General features: G+C 65.6%; 14 protein-coding genes. 4 read left to right on the top strand and 10 right to left on the bottom strand.

From position 1 onward, the window contains the following. Positions 1–807: 807 nt before the first annotated feature. Together BOX17_RS13805 and BOX17_RS13800 are read right to left on the bottom strand one after the other, a co-directional pair. Positions 808–1,338 carry a DUF2141 domain-containing protein gene (locus BOX17_RS13805; protein ID WP_071945492.1) on the bottom strand — a complete coding sequence of 177 codons (531 nt, stop codon included), beginning with the start codon at positions 1,336–1,338 and terminating at the stop codon, positions 808–810. Between the two features lie 315 nt (positions 1,339–1,653). Further along, positions 1,654–2,949: a sensor domain-containing protein gene (locus BOX17_RS13800; RefSeq protein ID WP_071945490.1), complete on the bottom strand. Its 1,296-nt coding sequence runs from the start codon at positions 2,947–2,949 to the stop codon at positions 1,654–1,656. 250 nt (positions 2,950–3,199) lie between these two features. Between BOX17_RS13800 and BOX17_RS13795 the strand changes: the two genes are divergently transcribed. Next, positions 3,200–3,676, top strand: coding sequence for a nucleoside deaminase (locus BOX17_RS13795; RefSeq protein ID WP_071945488.1), 477 nt, complete (start codon positions 3,200–3,202; stop codon positions 3,674–3,676). Between the two features lie 29 nt (positions 3,677–3,705). Here BOX17_RS13795 and BOX17_RS13790 read toward each other — a convergent pair whose 3' ends face one another. Genes BOX17_RS13790 through BOX17_RS13780 form a run of 3 tightly spaced genes read right to left on the bottom strand, consistent with a single transcriptional unit; the run spans position 3,706 to position 6,703 of the window. After that, a complete protein-coding gene (locus BOX17_RS13790; RefSeq protein ID WP_071945486.1) occupies positions 3,706–4,854 on the bottom strand; it encodes a hypothetical protein in 1,149 nt (382 codons plus the stop codon). Next, entirely contained in the window at positions 4,851–5,654 is an 804-nt protein-coding gene (locus BOX17_RS13785; protein WP_125925574.1) for a hypothetical protein, read from the bottom strand. Before BOX17_RS13785 ends, BOX17_RS13790 begins: the two co-directional genes overlap by 4 nt. A gap of 14 nt (positions 5,655–5,668) precedes the next feature. Then, positions 5,669–6,703, bottom strand: a complete 1,035-nt coding sequence (locus BOX17_RS13780) for an HTH domain-containing protein (protein WP_071945481.1) — start codon at positions 6,701–6,703, stop codon at positions 5,669–5,671. A 268-nt stretch (positions 6,704–6,971) separates the two neighbouring features. Between BOX17_RS13780 and BOX17_RS16855 the strand changes: the two genes are divergently transcribed. Continuing rightward, a complete protein-coding gene (locus BOX17_RS16855; RefSeq protein WP_125925572.1) occupies positions 6,972–7,544 on the top strand; it encodes a tetratricopeptide repeat protein in 573 nt (190 codons plus the stop codon). Between the two features lie 40 nt (positions 7,545–7,584). On the opposite strand, the gene BOX17_RS13770 is transcribed toward BOX17_RS16855, so the two are convergent. The 5 genes from BOX17_RS13770 to BOX17_RS13750 form a co-directional block, all read right to left on the bottom strand. Beyond that, positions 7,585–8,910 carry a TRAP transporter large permease gene (locus tag BOX17_RS13770; RefSeq protein ID WP_071945477.1) on the bottom strand — a complete coding sequence of 442 codons (1,326 nt, stop codon included), beginning with the start codon at positions 8,908–8,910 and terminating at the stop codon, positions 7,585–7,587. Further along, a complete protein-coding gene (locus BOX17_RS13765; RefSeq protein ID WP_071945475.1) occupies positions 8,907–9,422 on the bottom strand; it encodes a TRAP transporter small permease subunit in 516 nt (171 codons plus the stop codon). Before BOX17_RS13765 ends, BOX17_RS13770 begins: the two co-directional genes overlap by 4 nt. Before the next feature lie 83 nt (positions 9,423–9,505). After that, the gene (locus BOX17_RS13760; protein ID WP_071945473.1) at positions 9,506–10,564 is read right to left on the bottom strand and encodes a type 2 periplasmic-binding domain-containing protein; all 1,059 of its coding nucleotides are present in this window, start codon (positions 10,562–10,564) and stop codon (positions 9,506–9,508) included. 513 nt (positions 10,565–11,077) lie between these two features. Continuing rightward, the gene (locus tag BOX17_RS13755) at positions 11,078–12,043 is read right to left on the bottom strand and encodes a zinc-binding metallopeptidase family protein (RefSeq protein WP_071945471.1); all 966 of its coding nucleotides are present in this window, start codon (positions 12,041–12,043) and stop codon (positions 11,078–11,080) included. Between the two features lie 151 nt (positions 12,044–12,194). Next, the gene (locus BOX17_RS13750; protein WP_071945469.1) at positions 12,195–14,006 is read right to left on the bottom strand and encodes an acyl-CoA dehydrogenase C-terminal domain-containing protein; all 1,812 of its coding nucleotides are present in this window, start codon (positions 14,004–14,006) and stop codon (positions 12,195–12,197) included. A gap of 258 nt (positions 14,007–14,264) precedes the next feature. On the opposite strand from BOX17_RS13750, the gene BOX17_RS13745 reads away from it, so the two are divergent. Further along, positions 14,265–15,188, top strand: coding sequence for a LysR family transcriptional regulator (locus tag BOX17_RS13745; RefSeq protein WP_071945467.1), 924 nt, complete (start codon positions 14,265–14,267; stop codon positions 15,186–15,188). A 100-nt stretch (positions 15,189–15,288) separates the two neighbouring features. After that, positions 15,289–16,089, top strand: coding sequence for a putative hydro-lyase (locus BOX17_RS13740; RefSeq protein ID WP_071945465.1), 801 nt, complete (start codon positions 15,289–15,291; stop codon positions 16,087–16,089). Positions 16,090–16,119 lie beyond the last annotated feature (30 nt).

Genomic DNA, 16,119 nt, shown 5'->3' with positions numbered 1-16,119 from the left:
CATCGATCTCTAGTCGGCGAATTCGTGCACGGCCGATCGCGAGCCTACCAATGGCAAGTACCCCGAAGGCAACAGCGCCAATCGCCAAGGCGCCTACCGCCAATGCTCCCACCGCCCCTGCAGCCGTTGTTGACGCCCTGACCTCAGAAGGAACGGGAACGTTTGAAATTGACTCGTCATGGCCAATTCTCGTTTGGTACTCCCCTGCCCTTTTCTTATGCAGAAACATGATACGTTTCTCCAGATAGCAACGCTTCCACGCACGATCACGCCAAACAGCACGCAAACAGGCATTTTCTAACCAGATCGCTGGTTGACGTGAACGCGTCGGCGGTCAATTGTGATTTATCGTTCCTTGCTCACATTCCCACCATCTAAAGTTGGACAGATATTCATCATGATTCAGCGCCATGACAACACCCATCGTGCCGACTGCATGACACAGATGACGAACCAGCTGCTATTGCTGCCGGCAGGTCCGCCGTGGTTCAAAATCGGCCGGAAAGACAGCATTGCTTCATGCCACGGGTTCAGCCATTTTCGCAGGCATGCCGGACAGTCGATGAAACCGCGGTGAGTCTCACTGCCAGGCCACCTTCTCTGATCCTTGGGGCAGCCCTGTTGCCGAGCTGTTGCCATGTGTAATGGCACCAGCCTAGCTCCGTCCGCTTAGCGTTGCCAACGGGGAACCGTTAACTCCCTCGCCTTCCCTCCACGCGACTCGGGAGGGCACGGCCCGATGGGGGCCGTCGCTTGGCGGCGGCCTTGACGGAGGAAAGGCAAGATGTCCCTTCCCACAACGCGTCATCAGTAGTTGAGTCTGATGGTCATATCCAGGGTCTGCCCATTGTAGGAAAAGCTGGCGGCATCGAACGAGGGCGCACTCATGAAGGCTTTTGCGTCGTTGGAAAAACCGTAGCCTTCCGTGGGAGCCCCCAGCCAGTTGGTGCCAAGCTTCCCGTCCATGTTTTCGTCATGAATGACGGCGAGCGCATAGGTTCCCGGCGGGATGTCTTCAAAGTCGCAACGCGCCTGGGTATCCCGGATCTTGATGATCATGATGTTGGTTGCGGAGTGCAGGAACTCGGTAGGAAAGCCCGTTGGTGCTTCGAAAAGCGCGCAGGCTACCGCGCCGGTGCTGTTTCTGATGTCCAGAATCTTCACGTGAATGCCAGGGCAGGATGATTGGGCCAGGACGATAGCGGGAAGATGCCCCAACGCCAACACGACCCCCAAGGCGATACGACGAATTCCCACGGAGATCCGCGCCATCGGGGGCTTGAGCGTGAAGGTCGATGCGGATGCAGGATCGGCTGACTCACTCATGGTCTTCACCATTCCTCCTATCGACCGAGCTCCAAGCCACCTGACTCCGAGGCAACTAGCCACGTTGAATCCACCCAGGTGGGGCGATCGACAGTAACTGGGCGGGTTGCGCTGATGTTGGACGAGCACGAAAACGCGTTCAAGAAGGTGATACCTCACCTCGGCCACGCCCAGACCTAATCAGATACCATGAAAATAACGATAGCTCGGCTGGACAGGATCCGCATCGCGACAACGGCATGACACGAACCGAGGTGGCCGCGGCCGCTCTCGACATGTCTGCCGATCTGAGGAGCGCGTGGAACATGGAGAGGGGACAGGTGCAGGTCAGGAAGCGACCCGACGCTTCATGGTGTACATGCCGGCGTCGGCGTGGTTGAACAGCTGATCGATGTTCTCGCCGTGCTCCGGATAGAGGGCACTGCCGATACTGGCCGAGACGACAAGGGGCCGACCGTCCAGGTCAAGGGGCTGGTCAAGGACAGCACGGATCTTCTCCACGATGAGGTCCACGTCGTCAGATCCCTGGATATCGGTCAGCAGCACGGTGAACTCGTCTCCCCCGATGCGCCCGACGGTGTCCATCGTGCGCAGGCAGTGCTCGAGACGGCGGGACACCTGGCGCAGCACCTGATCACCGACGGCATGGCCCAGGGTGTCGTTGATGTGCTTGAAGAGATCGAGGTCCAGGACCAGCAGGGCCAGTTGCTCCCCGAAGCGGTGAGCCCTCAGCAAGGCCATCTCGAAGCGGTCGTTGAACAGCGTCCGGTTGGGGAGGTCCGTGAGCGGATCGTAATGCGCCATGTGATGCAGGCGGGATTCCGCCTGCTTGCGCTCGATCGCCGTGGCCACCTGGGTGGACACGAACTGCAGCAGCTCTCTGTCCTCGCCGGAGTAATGGACACCCTCGGCATAGGTCTTCAGCACCAGGGCGCCCATGACGCCGCTACGGGTCATCAGCGGCACCCCCAGCCAGTCCGGGTGATCACTGGATGCCGGCGCCAGCAGCGGCTTGCCGGTGCGGATCACCTCCGCAATGCGTGGACGGGCATCCAGCTTCTGGACGCCGGGATCCCCCTCGCGCTCGTCGACGAAATACGGGAACGAGATGCGCTCCAGGGCCGGATCAGACAACACGACGAAGAAGTTCTCGGCCGGCAGCAGCTCGCCGATGATGCGATGAACATGCGGGTACAGGTCGGCGAGGCGATCCGCATCGTGGGCCGCCTCCGAGATCCGGTAGATCGCGCCCTGCATGCGCTCGGCGTGCTTGAGTTCGGTGATGTCGCGGGCAACCGCCAGGCGCAGGCAGTTGTCTTCCGACCAGCGCGCCGACCACATGATATGCACGATGCGGCCATCCTTGCGCACGTAGCGGTTCTGGAAATGCATCTTGAACTGTCCGCCCATGATCTCGCTGGCCGCCGCCAGGGTCTCCTCCCGGTCCTCCGGGTGCACCAGATCGATCATGTTGCTGCCGACGAGCTCCGCCTGCGTGTAGCCGAGCAGGCGTTCGCAGGCGGCGCTGACGAAGACATAGCGGCCCTGGGCATCGACCATGCAGATCGTGTCGGGCAGGAGATCCATCATCTCGGTGGGTACCATGAGGTCATGCTGATTCATGCCGGCATACCGATGGGCTCCCAAGGGTCGGTAGTGATAGGACCATAGCACAGGTGAGAGGTCCGTCCTTGAGCCTGATGCGAAGCCGGCCCCCATCGACGGTGACAGCCTCCGCGACGTCCGAGACGACCTGCCGGCATCCGCTGCGACCTCGTCGCGGACCAGGGGAAAATGCCGTCGGGTGCATGAAAGCCCTCCGGCGCGGTCGTATGCTGGGAAGCGACAGCCACAGGCGATGGAGGGAATGACGATGATCACCGAGACAGACCGGCAGCACCTGACGCGCTGCGTGGAGCTGGCCGAGGAAGCCCTGGCGGCCGGTGACGAGCCCTTCGGCTCGGTGCTGGTGAGCGGCGATGGCACGGTGTTGCTCGAGGACCACAACCACGTGGCCGGCGGGGATGCCACCCGTCACCCGGAGTTCTTCCTGGCCCGCTGGTCCGCGGAGAACCTGACGCCCGAGGCGCGGGCCCGGGCCACCGTCTACACCTCGGGTGAGCACTGCCCGATGTGCGCCGCTGCCCACGGCTGGGTCGGGCTGGGGCGCATCGTCTACGCCAGTTCCTCCGAGCAGCTGGTCGGCTGGCTCTCGGAGATGGGGGTGGCCCCGCCGCCCGTCCGCGCCCTGCCGATCCAGGAGATAGTGCCGAACGCCGTCGTCGAGGGGCCGGTGCCGGAGTTCGCCGAGAGGATCCAGGCCCTGCACCGGCGCCTGCACGAGGCCTGACCTCGCGCCATCTAGGCCCTCTCCCGTCGCTACGGGCCGTGCCGGCCGAGGATGCGGTAGGGATGCGGTCCCGGTTTGCCCTGCTCGGGCGGGGTAGCCTGGGCCTCGAGCCCGTCCGCCAGGCGGGCGGCGGCGGCCGAGGCGGTGTCCTCGAGGGAGGCCGAGATCGCCCGGCGGGCCTCGTCGATGCCCCCGCGCAACCGGGCCTCGATGACCGGGCGGTGACGCGCCTCCTGCACCTTCAACATCGCGAACTCGCTACCGACGACGCTGGCGACGGTGGCCACCGTGCCCACCGCCAAGGCACCGGGGCCGGCGGGGGCTGCGGCCGCCGCCGCCGCCCCTCCGGTGGTGAGGGAGCGGGCCCCGGCGGCCCCCAGGCGCGCCGCCAGGGCGCGCAGGGCCATCCGGCTGCCCTGCCCGGCGGCCGAGACGGCCAGCCGTTTTGCCAGGGTCCGCCCCGCCAGCAGGCCGAGGCTGCTGCCGCCGAGGGCGGCCGTGCGCCAGCGCGCGGTGTCCAGCCCCGCCTGGAGGGCCTGGTCCATCGCACCATCCAGGTCGAGGGCCGGGAGCTCACGCGCCTCCTGCCCTGTCCCGGTCACCTGCCGGGAGCCGTAGCGCTCGAGGAGCGTCTTGCCCATGTCATCGACCAGCACCCGAGATTCGTGGGCCAGGCGCATCGCGTGGTCGGACTGGAGCTCGGCCAGGGCCGCCTCGATGCCGCTCGCCTCGACCAGCCGCCGATGACGCTGCTCGTCCAGCCAGGGATCCAGCCCCCCCATGAGCGCCACGCCGAGTCGCGTGTAGCTGCCAGCGGCGGAGAAGTACCAGTCCAGGTAGTCCGGCACCGCCGCCTCCAGGGGCGCAAAGGCCCGGTCGAGGCGCGCGTTCACCCAGGGGTCCAGGCGCGCGACCACGGTCGCCTGTGCCTCGGCGGCGAGCGTCGAGAGGTCCTGGGAGAACTCCGCATGGCGCGCGGCATCGAGGGTCAGCGTCTCGCCCGCCACGATCACCCGGTACAGCGGCGCCTGGCTGCGGGCCTCCAGCCAGCGATGGCCGGCCTCGAGCATCAGCATCAGCGCCACGACCACCAGGGCCGAGAGCGCCCAGCCGCGCCAGGAGCGACGCGGTTCAGTGCGGTGCGACGGAACGGAGGACGCGGGGCCGGCTTGGCTCATGGCCGCCCTCCCTCATCGACGTGGGCGGACGCGCCTTCCCGACGCAGCGCCTCGGCGCCCACCAGCAGGCGGACATAGGCCCAGGCCACGGCGCCCTGAGTCATCAGCAGGAGCACCCAGCCCATCAGCGCCACGGGCGTGGCGAGCTGGAAGCGCTCCACGGCATTCTGCATGGCCCAGTACTGGGTGACCTCGGCGCTGGCGGCGAGACGTTCGAAGAAGCCGAGCAGCGCATGCCCCTCGCCACCCGGCAGGTGGCGGGCGAGCGCCTCCTCCCAGCCGAGCCCGACCAGCCAGGGCTGGGGCAGCCAGAGGGCCGCCAGGACCAGCGCCAGGGTCAGCAGCGCGGCGGTCGGCAGCACCACCAGGCGCCGCGTCACGGCCGGCAGATGCTCGGCCACGACGTGGCGGGAGAGGCGACGCCGCAGGCGGCTTCGCGCCAACACCAGCGCCGGCACCGCGGCCAGCAGCAGGGGCCAGTCCAGCGGGGCCAGCAGTCGCAGCTTCACCAGCAGCACCAGCGCCAGCAGCGCGCCGACCAGCTGGTGACGCACCACCATCAGCGCGCCACCACTCAGCCAGCGGTGCCAGGGGGAATCGTCACGCAGGTACTGGCCCAGCCAGGCACGACGCCGCAGCCGCGAGGCCTCCAGGCTGCCGGCCACGATCAGTTGGGTGGCCAGCACCCAGACGGGCAGGAAGAGCAGGCCGGCCCAGTCGCTGCCGGACAGCGACCAGAGCAGCAACACCAGGACCGCCACGGCCAGGTGGCCATGGCGGCGGAACAGTCCCCGTCGCATCAGGGGCCCTGCCATCAGGCCAGCGGCGAGAGCGCCTGCTCGACGAACGCCTCGCAGCGGGCACGCGCCGGCCGGTCCCTCAGGCCCTCGCAGTAGGCCACGAACTCGGGGCGCCGGGGGATGGTGCCGAAGTGCATGCCCCAGCCGAGGTGCGAGCCGACGACGATGTCCGCCGCGCTGAAGGTGTCGCCGGCGATGTTGCGACGCCCGGCGACCGCACTGGAAAGGGTGTCGAGCACCGTCCAGAGGTCGCCGGAACCGAGCTGTACCTGCTGCTCGGGCGTGGGGTGGACCCCCAGGGCGTTGAGCCCGAGTGCGCCCTCGAGGGGCCCGGCGGCGAAGAACAGCCAGCGGTAGTAGTCGGCCCTGGCGGCGGGCGGCGGCGCCAGCCCGGCCGCGGGAAAGGCATCGGCTAGGTAGGCACAGATCGCGGCGGCCTCGGTGATGACCTCGTCCCCGTGGCGAATCGCCGGCACCTTGCCCATGGGATTGATGGCCAGGTAGTCGGGCGACTTCATCGCGGGACCGTACTCGAGGGTGACGGTGCGATAGGGCACGCCGAGCTCCTCGAGCATCCAGTGCACGATCCCGCCCCGGGAGAGCGGGTTGGTGTAGAAGACGAGTTCCCGCGGGCGGGTGTCGACGTCCGCCGGCGGCACATCCGCGGGGGGCTTTTCCTCCAGGCCGATCCTGGCGAGTCCCTCCCCGAACTCATGGGGCATCGCCTCGGACACGCGTCCCAGCACCTCGCCGGCGGAGCTCGACAGCGGCGCGGTGACATCGTCCCTGACCCGGCCCAGGCCCAGGGCGAGCGCGTCGAACTGCGCCTCGGTCAGGTTCAGCGGGGGCACCAGTACGCCGGGCGCGAGGACATACCCGACCCCGGGCTCATTGGCGATCTCGACACCCACCGCCCGTAACGCGGCGATATCCTGGTACAGCGACCGCAGCGAGATGCCGAGCGCCTCGGCGAGGTCGGGCCCGCTGATGCGGCCATCGTGTTGACGCATCACCTGAAGCAGGTCGTACAGGCGAGTCGTGCGGGACATGGCTGGCTCCTTGCGTGCCTGGCACGCGTCTCTCTCGTGTGACGGCGGGGCATCTTGCCGCCGCCGGTCGTTCGGGCGGATTCTGGTCCGGCATACGCCTCGCGGCAACGGCCGCGCAGCGGCGAGCGTGGCGCCATCATGCCTTCGGCAGCGGGCCAGCGCCAGATGATGCCCTGATCGAGAAGGCGACGGCCCTCCGCGCTGCACTAGAATGCCGGGAGGTGAAGGGCAAGGGGCCCTCGCCGGTCCTGTTTCCTTCGGGGGTCTCATGAACATGCGACGTGCGTTGCCGGTCTGCGCTGCCACGCTCATCCTCGGCGGCTGTGCCGCCAGCCCCTACGGCACCCCGCCGGATACCTCGGATCCCTGGGAACTGGTCCATTCCGCACGCGCCTGGCTGGAGAAGGGTCGCCCCCGGGGGGCCCTCCCCAGTCTTCATCAGGCACAACGAAACCTGGAAGGCCTTGATCCACAGGGACGGGAATACCGTCACCTCGAGGCGGCGATCATGAACGAGTACGGGCGGGTCTACGAGATGACCAGCAACCTGGTCCAGGCAGAGGCAGCCCTGCGGGAAGCCGACAGGATCAGCCTCTCTATCCCCGAGATTCGTCCCCTGGCGCTCGATATCACGTACAACCTGTCGACGGTGCTCGAGCGACAGAACAGACCCGGGGAGAGCTGCGAGTATCTGCGTCGGGCCCATGCCACGATCATCGACCTGGGCGAGACCCCTTCACCGCCACCGGAGGGCTACGGTGGCCATCGCCAGACGTTTATCGACCAGACCGTGATGCCCAGGATCGAGGCGCGGGCGAACCGCATCGACTGTCGGCTCTGAAAAAACGGCGGGCCGAGGCCCGCCGACACATCCGGTCGGTTTATTTCCAGGAAGGTCCGCTCATGGCGTCCGGAAGCCATGTCGCCAGACCCGGAAAGGTCAGCACCAGGGCAAGCACCAGTAGCTGGGCCACGATGAAGGGCACCACACCGGCATACATGTGCCTGAGCGTCACTTCAGGCGGGGTAATGGCTCGCAAGTAGAAGATCGCAGGTGCCAGTGGAGGCGTCAGATAGCTGGTCTGCAACACCACCAGGAACGCCACGCAGAACCAGATCTCATCGAACCCAAGCATCCTGACGATTGGCATGGCGACGGGAATGATGATCAGCACCACCGAGATCAAGTCGAGCACGAAACCGGCAATGAAGGTGATCAGCAGGATCACTGCGAGGATCATCCAGGGATTGAGGCCAGTATCCATCAGCAGCGACTGCACGGTGGCCATGCCTCCCGCCGCGAAGAACACGCCGGCGAACATGCTCCCGCCCAACACGATGAGCAGGATCATGGCCGATATGTTCATGGTCCTGATGGCCGCATGCCAGAGAACCTTGAACGTCAAGTTACGGTACGCCAGCGACAGCAGGATAGCCCCGAGGGCACCACAGGCCGCTGCCTCGGTGGGCGTGGCCACGCCCATCAGGATCGTCCCGAGCACCACGAAGATCAGCGCCAGGGTGGGCAGAAGCGCCACCAGCGTGATACGTAACCTGGCGCCCAGCGGCACCTGATCCGTTTCTTCCACCTGTGGTGCCATCTCTGGCTTCAGATAAGCCACACCAATGATGTAGATCAGGAACATGGCCGCCATCAGGAAGCCAGGAATGAGCAGGCCACTGAACAGCGAGCCCACCGAGACTCCGGCTACCGGCCCGAGCACCACCACGGTAATCGAGGGCGGGATGGCGGTGCCCAGAGAACCACTGGCACATATGGTCCCGGAGAGCAGGCTCTTGCTGTAATGGTGCTTGAGCATCACCGGCACCGCCAGCATGCCGATCACCGCCTCAGTGGCCCCTACCACCCCGCTGGAAGCAGCGAACAAGGTCCCCATGATGATGGCGCCGACACCGAGCCCGCCGGGCAACTTGGTGGTCCAGAGGTGGATGGCACCGAAGAGGCGCTCGGCGATACCGGAGCGCTCCAGCACGGCCCCCATGAAAATGAACAGCGGCACCGCCGCCAGGATGGAGTTCGAGGCGGTATCCTCGATCTTGGTCAGCAACTGGTATGCCGCCGCATCCCCGAACTGCATGATGCCGAAGATGGTCGCGATGACGATCATCGAGAACGCAATGGGAAAGCCAGCAATGATGAAGGCCAGCAGTGCCGGAAACATCAGCAGAGCCAGATAATCACTCATGACTCACCCTCCGCTTCGGGTGCTCGGCCCTGGAGGGTGGCCAGCGACTTGAGAAGCTCCGCCACGACCTGCAACGCCAGCAGCAGAAAACCCGCGAACCACACGGTGAAGACCGGCCATATCACCGGATTCCAGGCCGACCGGCCGGATCGTTCCTGGGATTCAAAGGCGGCAAGGGCATACTTCGACAATTCCCACACCAGCCACGCCAACACCGGCAGGAAGAGTGCATACCCCACCAGCCGGATCAGAGCATTGCTTCGTGCTCCCATCTGGAGGCTGAGAATGTCGACGCTGACGTGCTGGCCCACGCGTAGCGCATTGGCCATGCCCAGCATGAAAATCGCTCCCATCACCATGTAACTGATCTCGAATGCCCACAGTGTTGGACGATCGAGCACATAGCGACTGAAGACCTCGTAGACCAAGGCACCGATCAGCGGAAAGATCAGCACCGCACCGAGCCAACCGGCACGGAGTGTCAAGGATTCGATGAAGTTGATGAGTCTCATGTCAAGAATTCCCGATGGCCATGTCCAGACGGCAGAAGAGAGGCCGACTGGCCTCTCTTCCCTTGATGCCTGCCGAACATGACTCAGTTATTGGTACCGCCAATCGGCAGACGATACTCAGGCCAGCGGGTCATTGACTCCTTGAAGCTTCTCTGAGATTCCAGTACGCGAGCGAACCACTCGTTCTCCGCGGCGTATTGATTCTCCCACTTCTCGGTCTCTTCATAGATGGCATTGATGAAGGACTGATCGAGCTGGACCATCTCGTTGGGACCGTCGATCAGTTCCTGATAGGCATCCAGATCCGCGAAGGAACTGGCCAGCCAGGAATCATAGACGCTCAGCTTGCCTGCCAGGCGAAGGAGTTCCTGTTGCTCCTCGCTCAGACCATCCCAGGCCTCCTGATTGACCTGGCATTCAAGGAAGCCGCCGGACTGGTGCACACCGGGCAGAACCACGTACTGAGCCACTTCCTGGAAACCGGTGGGTCGGTTCATCTCAGGGCTGCCCCACTCGGCGGCATCAATCACGCCCCTCTCCAGGGCACTGTAGATTTCACCACCGGCCATCACCACGGTAGAGGCACCGAGGCGAGAGGCAATTTCGGCCCAGGCGCCGGAGGTCCGCAGACGCAGGCCCTGGAAATCCTCCAGGGTCTCTACCTTCTTGTTGGAATGCAGGAAGATCTCGGTACCCAAGATGGAGCAAGGGAAGGCCACCACATCGAAGACTTCACGGCGAAACTCTTCGTAGAGTTCCACGCCGCCGCCTTCATACATCCAAAGCATGAACTCTTCCGGTGTCAGGCCGCTGGAATGTCCCGCCAGAAGCGCCGCGGTAGGGTCGGTCCCGTAGTCATAGTTGATGTAGTTGTGACTCACCTCGGCCACCCCGGACTTCACGGTGTTGGTCACGCGCAACGCGCCACCCAGGGTTCCCCCAGGGAAGACCTCGATCTCGACATCGCCGCCGGTCAGTTGGTTGACGTAGGTCGCGAAGGTTTCCGCATCGCGTTCGAGCCAGGGGCCACCGCTCCAGGGCGTGGCCATACGCCAGCTTTCTGCTGCCTCGGCGGCCACCGAGCCTGCGGCGAGGCCAGCGGCCACCCCGACGGACGCTGCAATTCGAGTCATCTTGTGCATTGTTCTGTTTCCTCATGGTTCATTTTAGTGCGAAAAGCGCTCATCAATGGATCGGGCCAAGAGCTTTAGCCTACGATCCGCCATGCCCGACGTTTTGCCCGAGAATACGAAGATGTGTGCCGAAACTGGGCAATACGCGACGATCGAACATCCATGAGACTCCTGGAAAAGCTGCAAGATTTATGCCAAAGATGTATTGACACAACATCGAATAGCCTCTGGCCCCGTGACGGCTGAGCGGCCAGCACCTCGCGCCAGATGGGACATGCTGAAAAACGCAGCGGCGCGGGAAATTCCCGCGCCGCTGGCCATGGCGCGCTGCCGAACGAGAGACAAGCCGTTGGGGGTTCAATAGCGCATCAGATCTCGAAGCCCGGGCCGAAGTCCTCGGCGCTGATCACCATCAGCGGCTCGTCGCCGGCCTTGATGGCGGCCTGGTGGGTACGGGCGAACCGCATCGACTGTCGGCTCTGACACAGCACTGCGGCGTCATGCGCCGCGTCAGGGACCGTCTCAACGTCCCTGGGCACCTCGGCGCAGCCAGTCATGCACGAAGACCAGCTTGCGGCGGGCGATGTCCGACAGCACGAAGGGGTAGAGATCAGAGAGTCCCATGGCGCGGTTGACGTGGTTGACCCCCGCCACCAGCGTGGCCGCGACATGGATCAGACGCTCGGCGTCGGTCTCCACGTAGGGGTCCCAGCCGGCGCTCGGCAGTTCCGGCGAGGAGAGGCCTGCCGCGACGAAGCTGTCGGTGATATCGGTCAGGTGCAACAGGTGGGCCGCGGTCTCGGCCCAGTCCTCATGGGGGTGCGCGGAGGCATAGGAGGTCAGGAAGCTCATGCGCCAGCCGGGCGGCGGACCGTTATGGTAATGGCGCTGGAGCGCGGCGGGATAATCCGCCCGCTCATCGCCGAACATCTCCCGGAAGGCCGCCAGGAAATCCTCCCGCAGGCTGAGACGCCACCAGAGCATATGCGAGATCTCGTGGCGCATGTGGCCGATCATGGTGCGGTAGGGCTCTTCCAGGGCCTCTCGACGGGTGATGCTCAGGACCGGGTCTGCCTCGGCGACGCTGATCGTCACCACGCCCCCGACGTGCCCCATGGGTACCGGAGTGTGGCCCTCGGCCAGCATGTGAAACACGGGGCGAGCGCCAGGGTCCTCGGGTCGGAACCAGTGCCAGCGGCCCAGGTTGTCGAGCACCCAGCGCTTGGCGGCCTCGGTCTGCGTCCAGTTGGGAATGGCATTGGGGATGGAGGGGTCCGGTGCCAGCTCGGTCATGGCACAGGAACGGCAGAAGGCCCCCTGCCTGGGCGCGATCCAGTTGCAGCCGATGACCTCGCGGTTGGCACAGAACGGCGGCATGGGCAGGAAGTTCCTGGCCTGAGGGTCATAGGCCACGGGCGTTCCGTCGGCGGTGGCCAGGTTGTCGAACCAGATGGATCCGGCTCCGACCGGGTTGGCAAAGACACGCATGAGACAGGGACTCCGTGGGCACGACGGGCCAGTGTGGCACGACGCAATGCCATTGCATCCTGCACCCTCCGGGTTCGCTGATCAAACTGTCGGAGGGTGAAGGCCAGCTTCCGAGCGAGGGCGTGCCCGCCGGTCCGTCATGCCGAGGGGATCAGATCTCGAAGCCCAGGCCGAAGTCGTCGGCACTGATCGCCATCAGCGGTTCGGCACCGGCCTCGATGGCGGCCTTGTGGGCGCGGGTGCGCGGCAGCAGGCGCTGGTAGTAGAAGCGCGCGGTGTCGAGCTTGGCGCGATAGAAGGCACCGTCGTCGCCGCCCTCGGCGAGCGCCGCCCTGGCCTGCCTCGCGGCCCGGGCGAAGAGATAGGCCAGCGTCACGTAGCCCGCGTACATCAGGTAGTCGACGCTGGCCGCCCCCACTTCCTCGCGGTCATTGATGGCCTTCATGCCGATGCTCATGGTCAGCTCGCCCCACTCCTGGTTCAGCCTGGCGAGCGGGCGCACGAACTCGGCGAGCGCCGCGTTGCCCTCCTCGGCCTGGCAGAACTTGTGGATCTCCCTGGTGAAGACCTTGAGGCTCTCGCCCTGGCTCATCAGCACCTTGCGGCCGAGCAGGTCGAGGGCCTGGATGCCGGTGGTGCCCTCGTAGAGGCGGGTGATGCGGGCGTCGCGCAACAGCTGCTCCATGCCCCACTCCCGGATGAAGCCGTGCCCGCCGAACACCTGGACGCCCTCGTTGGTGGCCTCGAAGCCCACCTCGGTGAGAAAGGCCTTGACGACCGGGGTCAGCAGGCCCAGCAGTGTCTCGGCGCGGGCCGTCTCCTCGGGGTCCTGGCCGTGCTCGACGAGGTCGATCATCTGGGCGGTGTAGAGAACCAGCATCCGGCCGCCCTCGGCGAAGGCCTTCTGGGTCAGCAGCATGCGGCGCACGTCCGGGTGGACGATGATCGGGTCGGCGGCCTTCTCGGGGGCCTTCGCACCGGAGAGCGCGCGCATCTGCAGGCGGTCGCGGGCGTAGGCCAGGGCATTCTGGAAGCTCGCCTCGGTGAGGCCGAGGCCCTGGATGCCCACGCCGATGCGGGCGGCGTTCATCATGGTGAACATGCAGGCCAGGCCCTTGTGGGGCGCCCCCACCAGGAAGCCGCGGGCCTCGTCGAAGTTCATCACGCAGGTGGCGTTGCCGTGGATGCCCATCTTGTGCTCGAGCGAGCCGCATACCACACCGTTTCGCTCGCCGGGCTCGCCCGCCTCGTTCGGGAGATATTTCGGAACCACGAACAGCGAGATTCCCCGGGACCCCTCCGGGGCGTCCGGCAGCTTGGCCAGCACCAGGTGGACGATGTTCTCGGCGAGGTCGTGCTCGCCGGCGGAGATGAAGATCTTGGTGCCGGTGATCGCATAGGCGCCGTCCTCGGTGGGTACGGCCCGGGTCTTGATCAGCCCCAGGTCGGTGCCGCAGTGGGGCTCGGTCAGGCACATGGTGCCGGTCCAGGACCCCTCGACCAGCCGGGTCAGGTAGGTCGCCTTCTGCTCATCGGAGCCGTGGTGTCGCAGGGCGTCGGCGGCGCCGTGGGAGAGCCCGGGGTACATGCCCCAGGCCAGGTTGGTGGCGCAGACCATCTCGTTGAGCACCATGCCAAGCGAGGGCGGCAGCCCCTGGCCACCGTGTTCAGGATCTGCGGCGAGCCCCGGCCAGCCGCCCTCCACGTACTGGGCATAGGCCTGCCTGAAGCCTCTGGGCGCCTTCACCTCGCCACCCTCCAGCAGGCAGCCCTCGCGATCCCCGCTCTGGTTCAGCGGCAGCAGCACCTCGCGGGCGAAGCGTCCCCCCTCCTCCAGGATGGCGGCCACCACGTCGGGCGAGGCCTCCTCGCCGCGCGGCAGGCGGGCGTAATGGGCCGGATAGTCGAGCATCTCGTCCATCACGAAGCGCAGGTCGCGCAGGGGGGCCTGGTAGTCGGGCATCTCGTCTCTCCTGGATAAGGGGGCGCCGGGAATCGAGCGCAGCAAGCGGCGACGGCCACTTTCAAACATGTGTTTGAAATTATCCATCCTCCTGCCAGCAGTCAAGCGTTCGTTTCATTTTCCGGAGCGAGCATCGCCCCTCCTGGAAGGCCGGCAGCCGGGATGACCGTCCATGCCGGGGATGCTGCCACAACGGACATTCCACGCAGTGGCGCGTAGACTCGAGAGATCACGTCGATACGCAGGAACCCTCGCGGCATGTTCGACTTCAAGGAACTCGAGGCCTTCGTCTGGATCGTGCGACTGGGATCCTTCCGCCTGGCCGCCCAGCACCTGCACGTGACGCAGCCGTCCATCTCGGACCGGATCAACAAGCTGGAGTTGCTGATCGACGAGCGGCTGCTGGAGCGGTCGCAGCGCCCCATCAAGCCGACGGCGAAGGGGCGCACCTTCCTGCGCCATGCGGAGGCGCTGCTGGAAGCCCGACAGGAGGCGCTGGCGATGCTGGAGGTCGCGACGCCCTTTCACGGCATCCTGCGCCTCGGCGTGGTCGAGACCGTCGCCCACAGCTGGCTGCCCGACTTCCTGACGGAACTGGCCTCGCGCTTCCCCGAGATGACCCTGGAGCTGGAGGTCGACAGCTCACCGGGGCTCGCCGAGAAGCTGCGCCAGAACGACATCGACCTGGCCTTCCTGATGGGGCCGGTCAACACCGAGAACGTGCTCACCCGCTTCCTGTGCCACTACACCATGGGACTGGTGGCCAGTCCGGCCCTGGGGCTGGATCCCGACGCCTTCTCGCTGCACCGGATCGGCACCACGCCCCTGATCACCTTCGCCCGGCATACCCGCCCCTATCACGAACTGGGTTCGATCCTGCACCAGCAGGGGCTGGATGACATCAAGCTGCATTGCTCGAGCTCGCTGTGGACCATCGTGCGCATGACCCTGGACGGAATCGGCATCGGCGCCCTCCCTCCGCGTATCGTCGCCCAGGAGCTGGCCGGCGGCGCGCTGGTCGAGCTGCCCTGCAAGCTGCCCGCCCTGAACTTTACCGCCTGCTGGCCTCGTCACCTCAACACCGCCCTGGCGGAAGGGATCACGGAGCTCGCCATCGAGATCGCCCAGCGCGACCAAAGGGCCCATGAAGCCCGCCGGAAACCCGCGACACAGGCCTTATGAAAGGATTTTCCGATCTTTGAGTATAGTAATAATCGATTGGATTTATCATACGGCGATTCCTATGGTTATCCCTATCCATAACGACAACAAGAGAGATGCCATGACCGCTTTCTCGCTTTCTCCCTCGGCGGGACCGCAGGACATCCGCCAGGCGATCCGGCGCGGCGACTGGACCCAGCACACCAGCGGGCTGGCGCCGGGCTTTGCCCAGGCCAACCTGGTGATCCTCCCGGCCCAGTACGCCGATGACTTCATCCGCTTCTGCCTGATGAACCCGCGACCCTGCCCGGTGCTCGACGTCACCCGTCCGGGCGACCCGTCCCCCCGGTCGCTGGGCGAGGGGATCGACCTGCGCCACGACCTGCCCCGCTACCGGCTCTATCGCCATGGCGTACTCGAGAGCGAATGCACCGACATCGCCGAGTACTGGCAGGACGACTTCGTCAGCTTCTCCATCGGCTGCTCCTTCTCCTTCGAGGAGGCCCTGCTCAACGACGGCCTCGACGTGCGCCATATCCATCACCGGCGCAATGTGCCGATGTATCGCACCAACCGGGCGCTGACTCCCAGTGGCCCCTTCCGGGGCGAGCTGGTGGTCTCGATGCGTCCCTTCTCGGCCGAGCAGGCGATTCGCGCCATCCAGATCACCACCGACATGCCCAAGGTGCATGGCGCGCCGCTGCATATCGGCAACCCCGCCCTGATAGGGATCGACGACCTGGCCAAGCCCGACTTCGGCGAGCCACCGGTGATCCACGACGACGACCTGCCCGTGTTCTGGGCCTGCGGCGTGACCCCGCAGCTGGCCATCGAGCAGGCGAAGCTGCCCTTCGTGATCACCCACAGTCCCGGCCACATGCTGATCACCGATGTGCCCAACCAGCGGCTCAAGTTCAGCTGATCCTCTGAAGGGGTACACCACCAGGTTTCC

Source organism: Halomonas aestuarii, assembly GCF_001886615.1.
Lineage (GTDB): Bacteria > Pseudomonadota > Gammaproteobacteria > Pseudomonadales > Halomonadaceae > Halomonas > Halomonas aestuarii.
The sequence above is the reverse complement of the archived record's forward strand: the minus strand, read 5'-3'. Positions and strand labels throughout refer to the sequence as shown.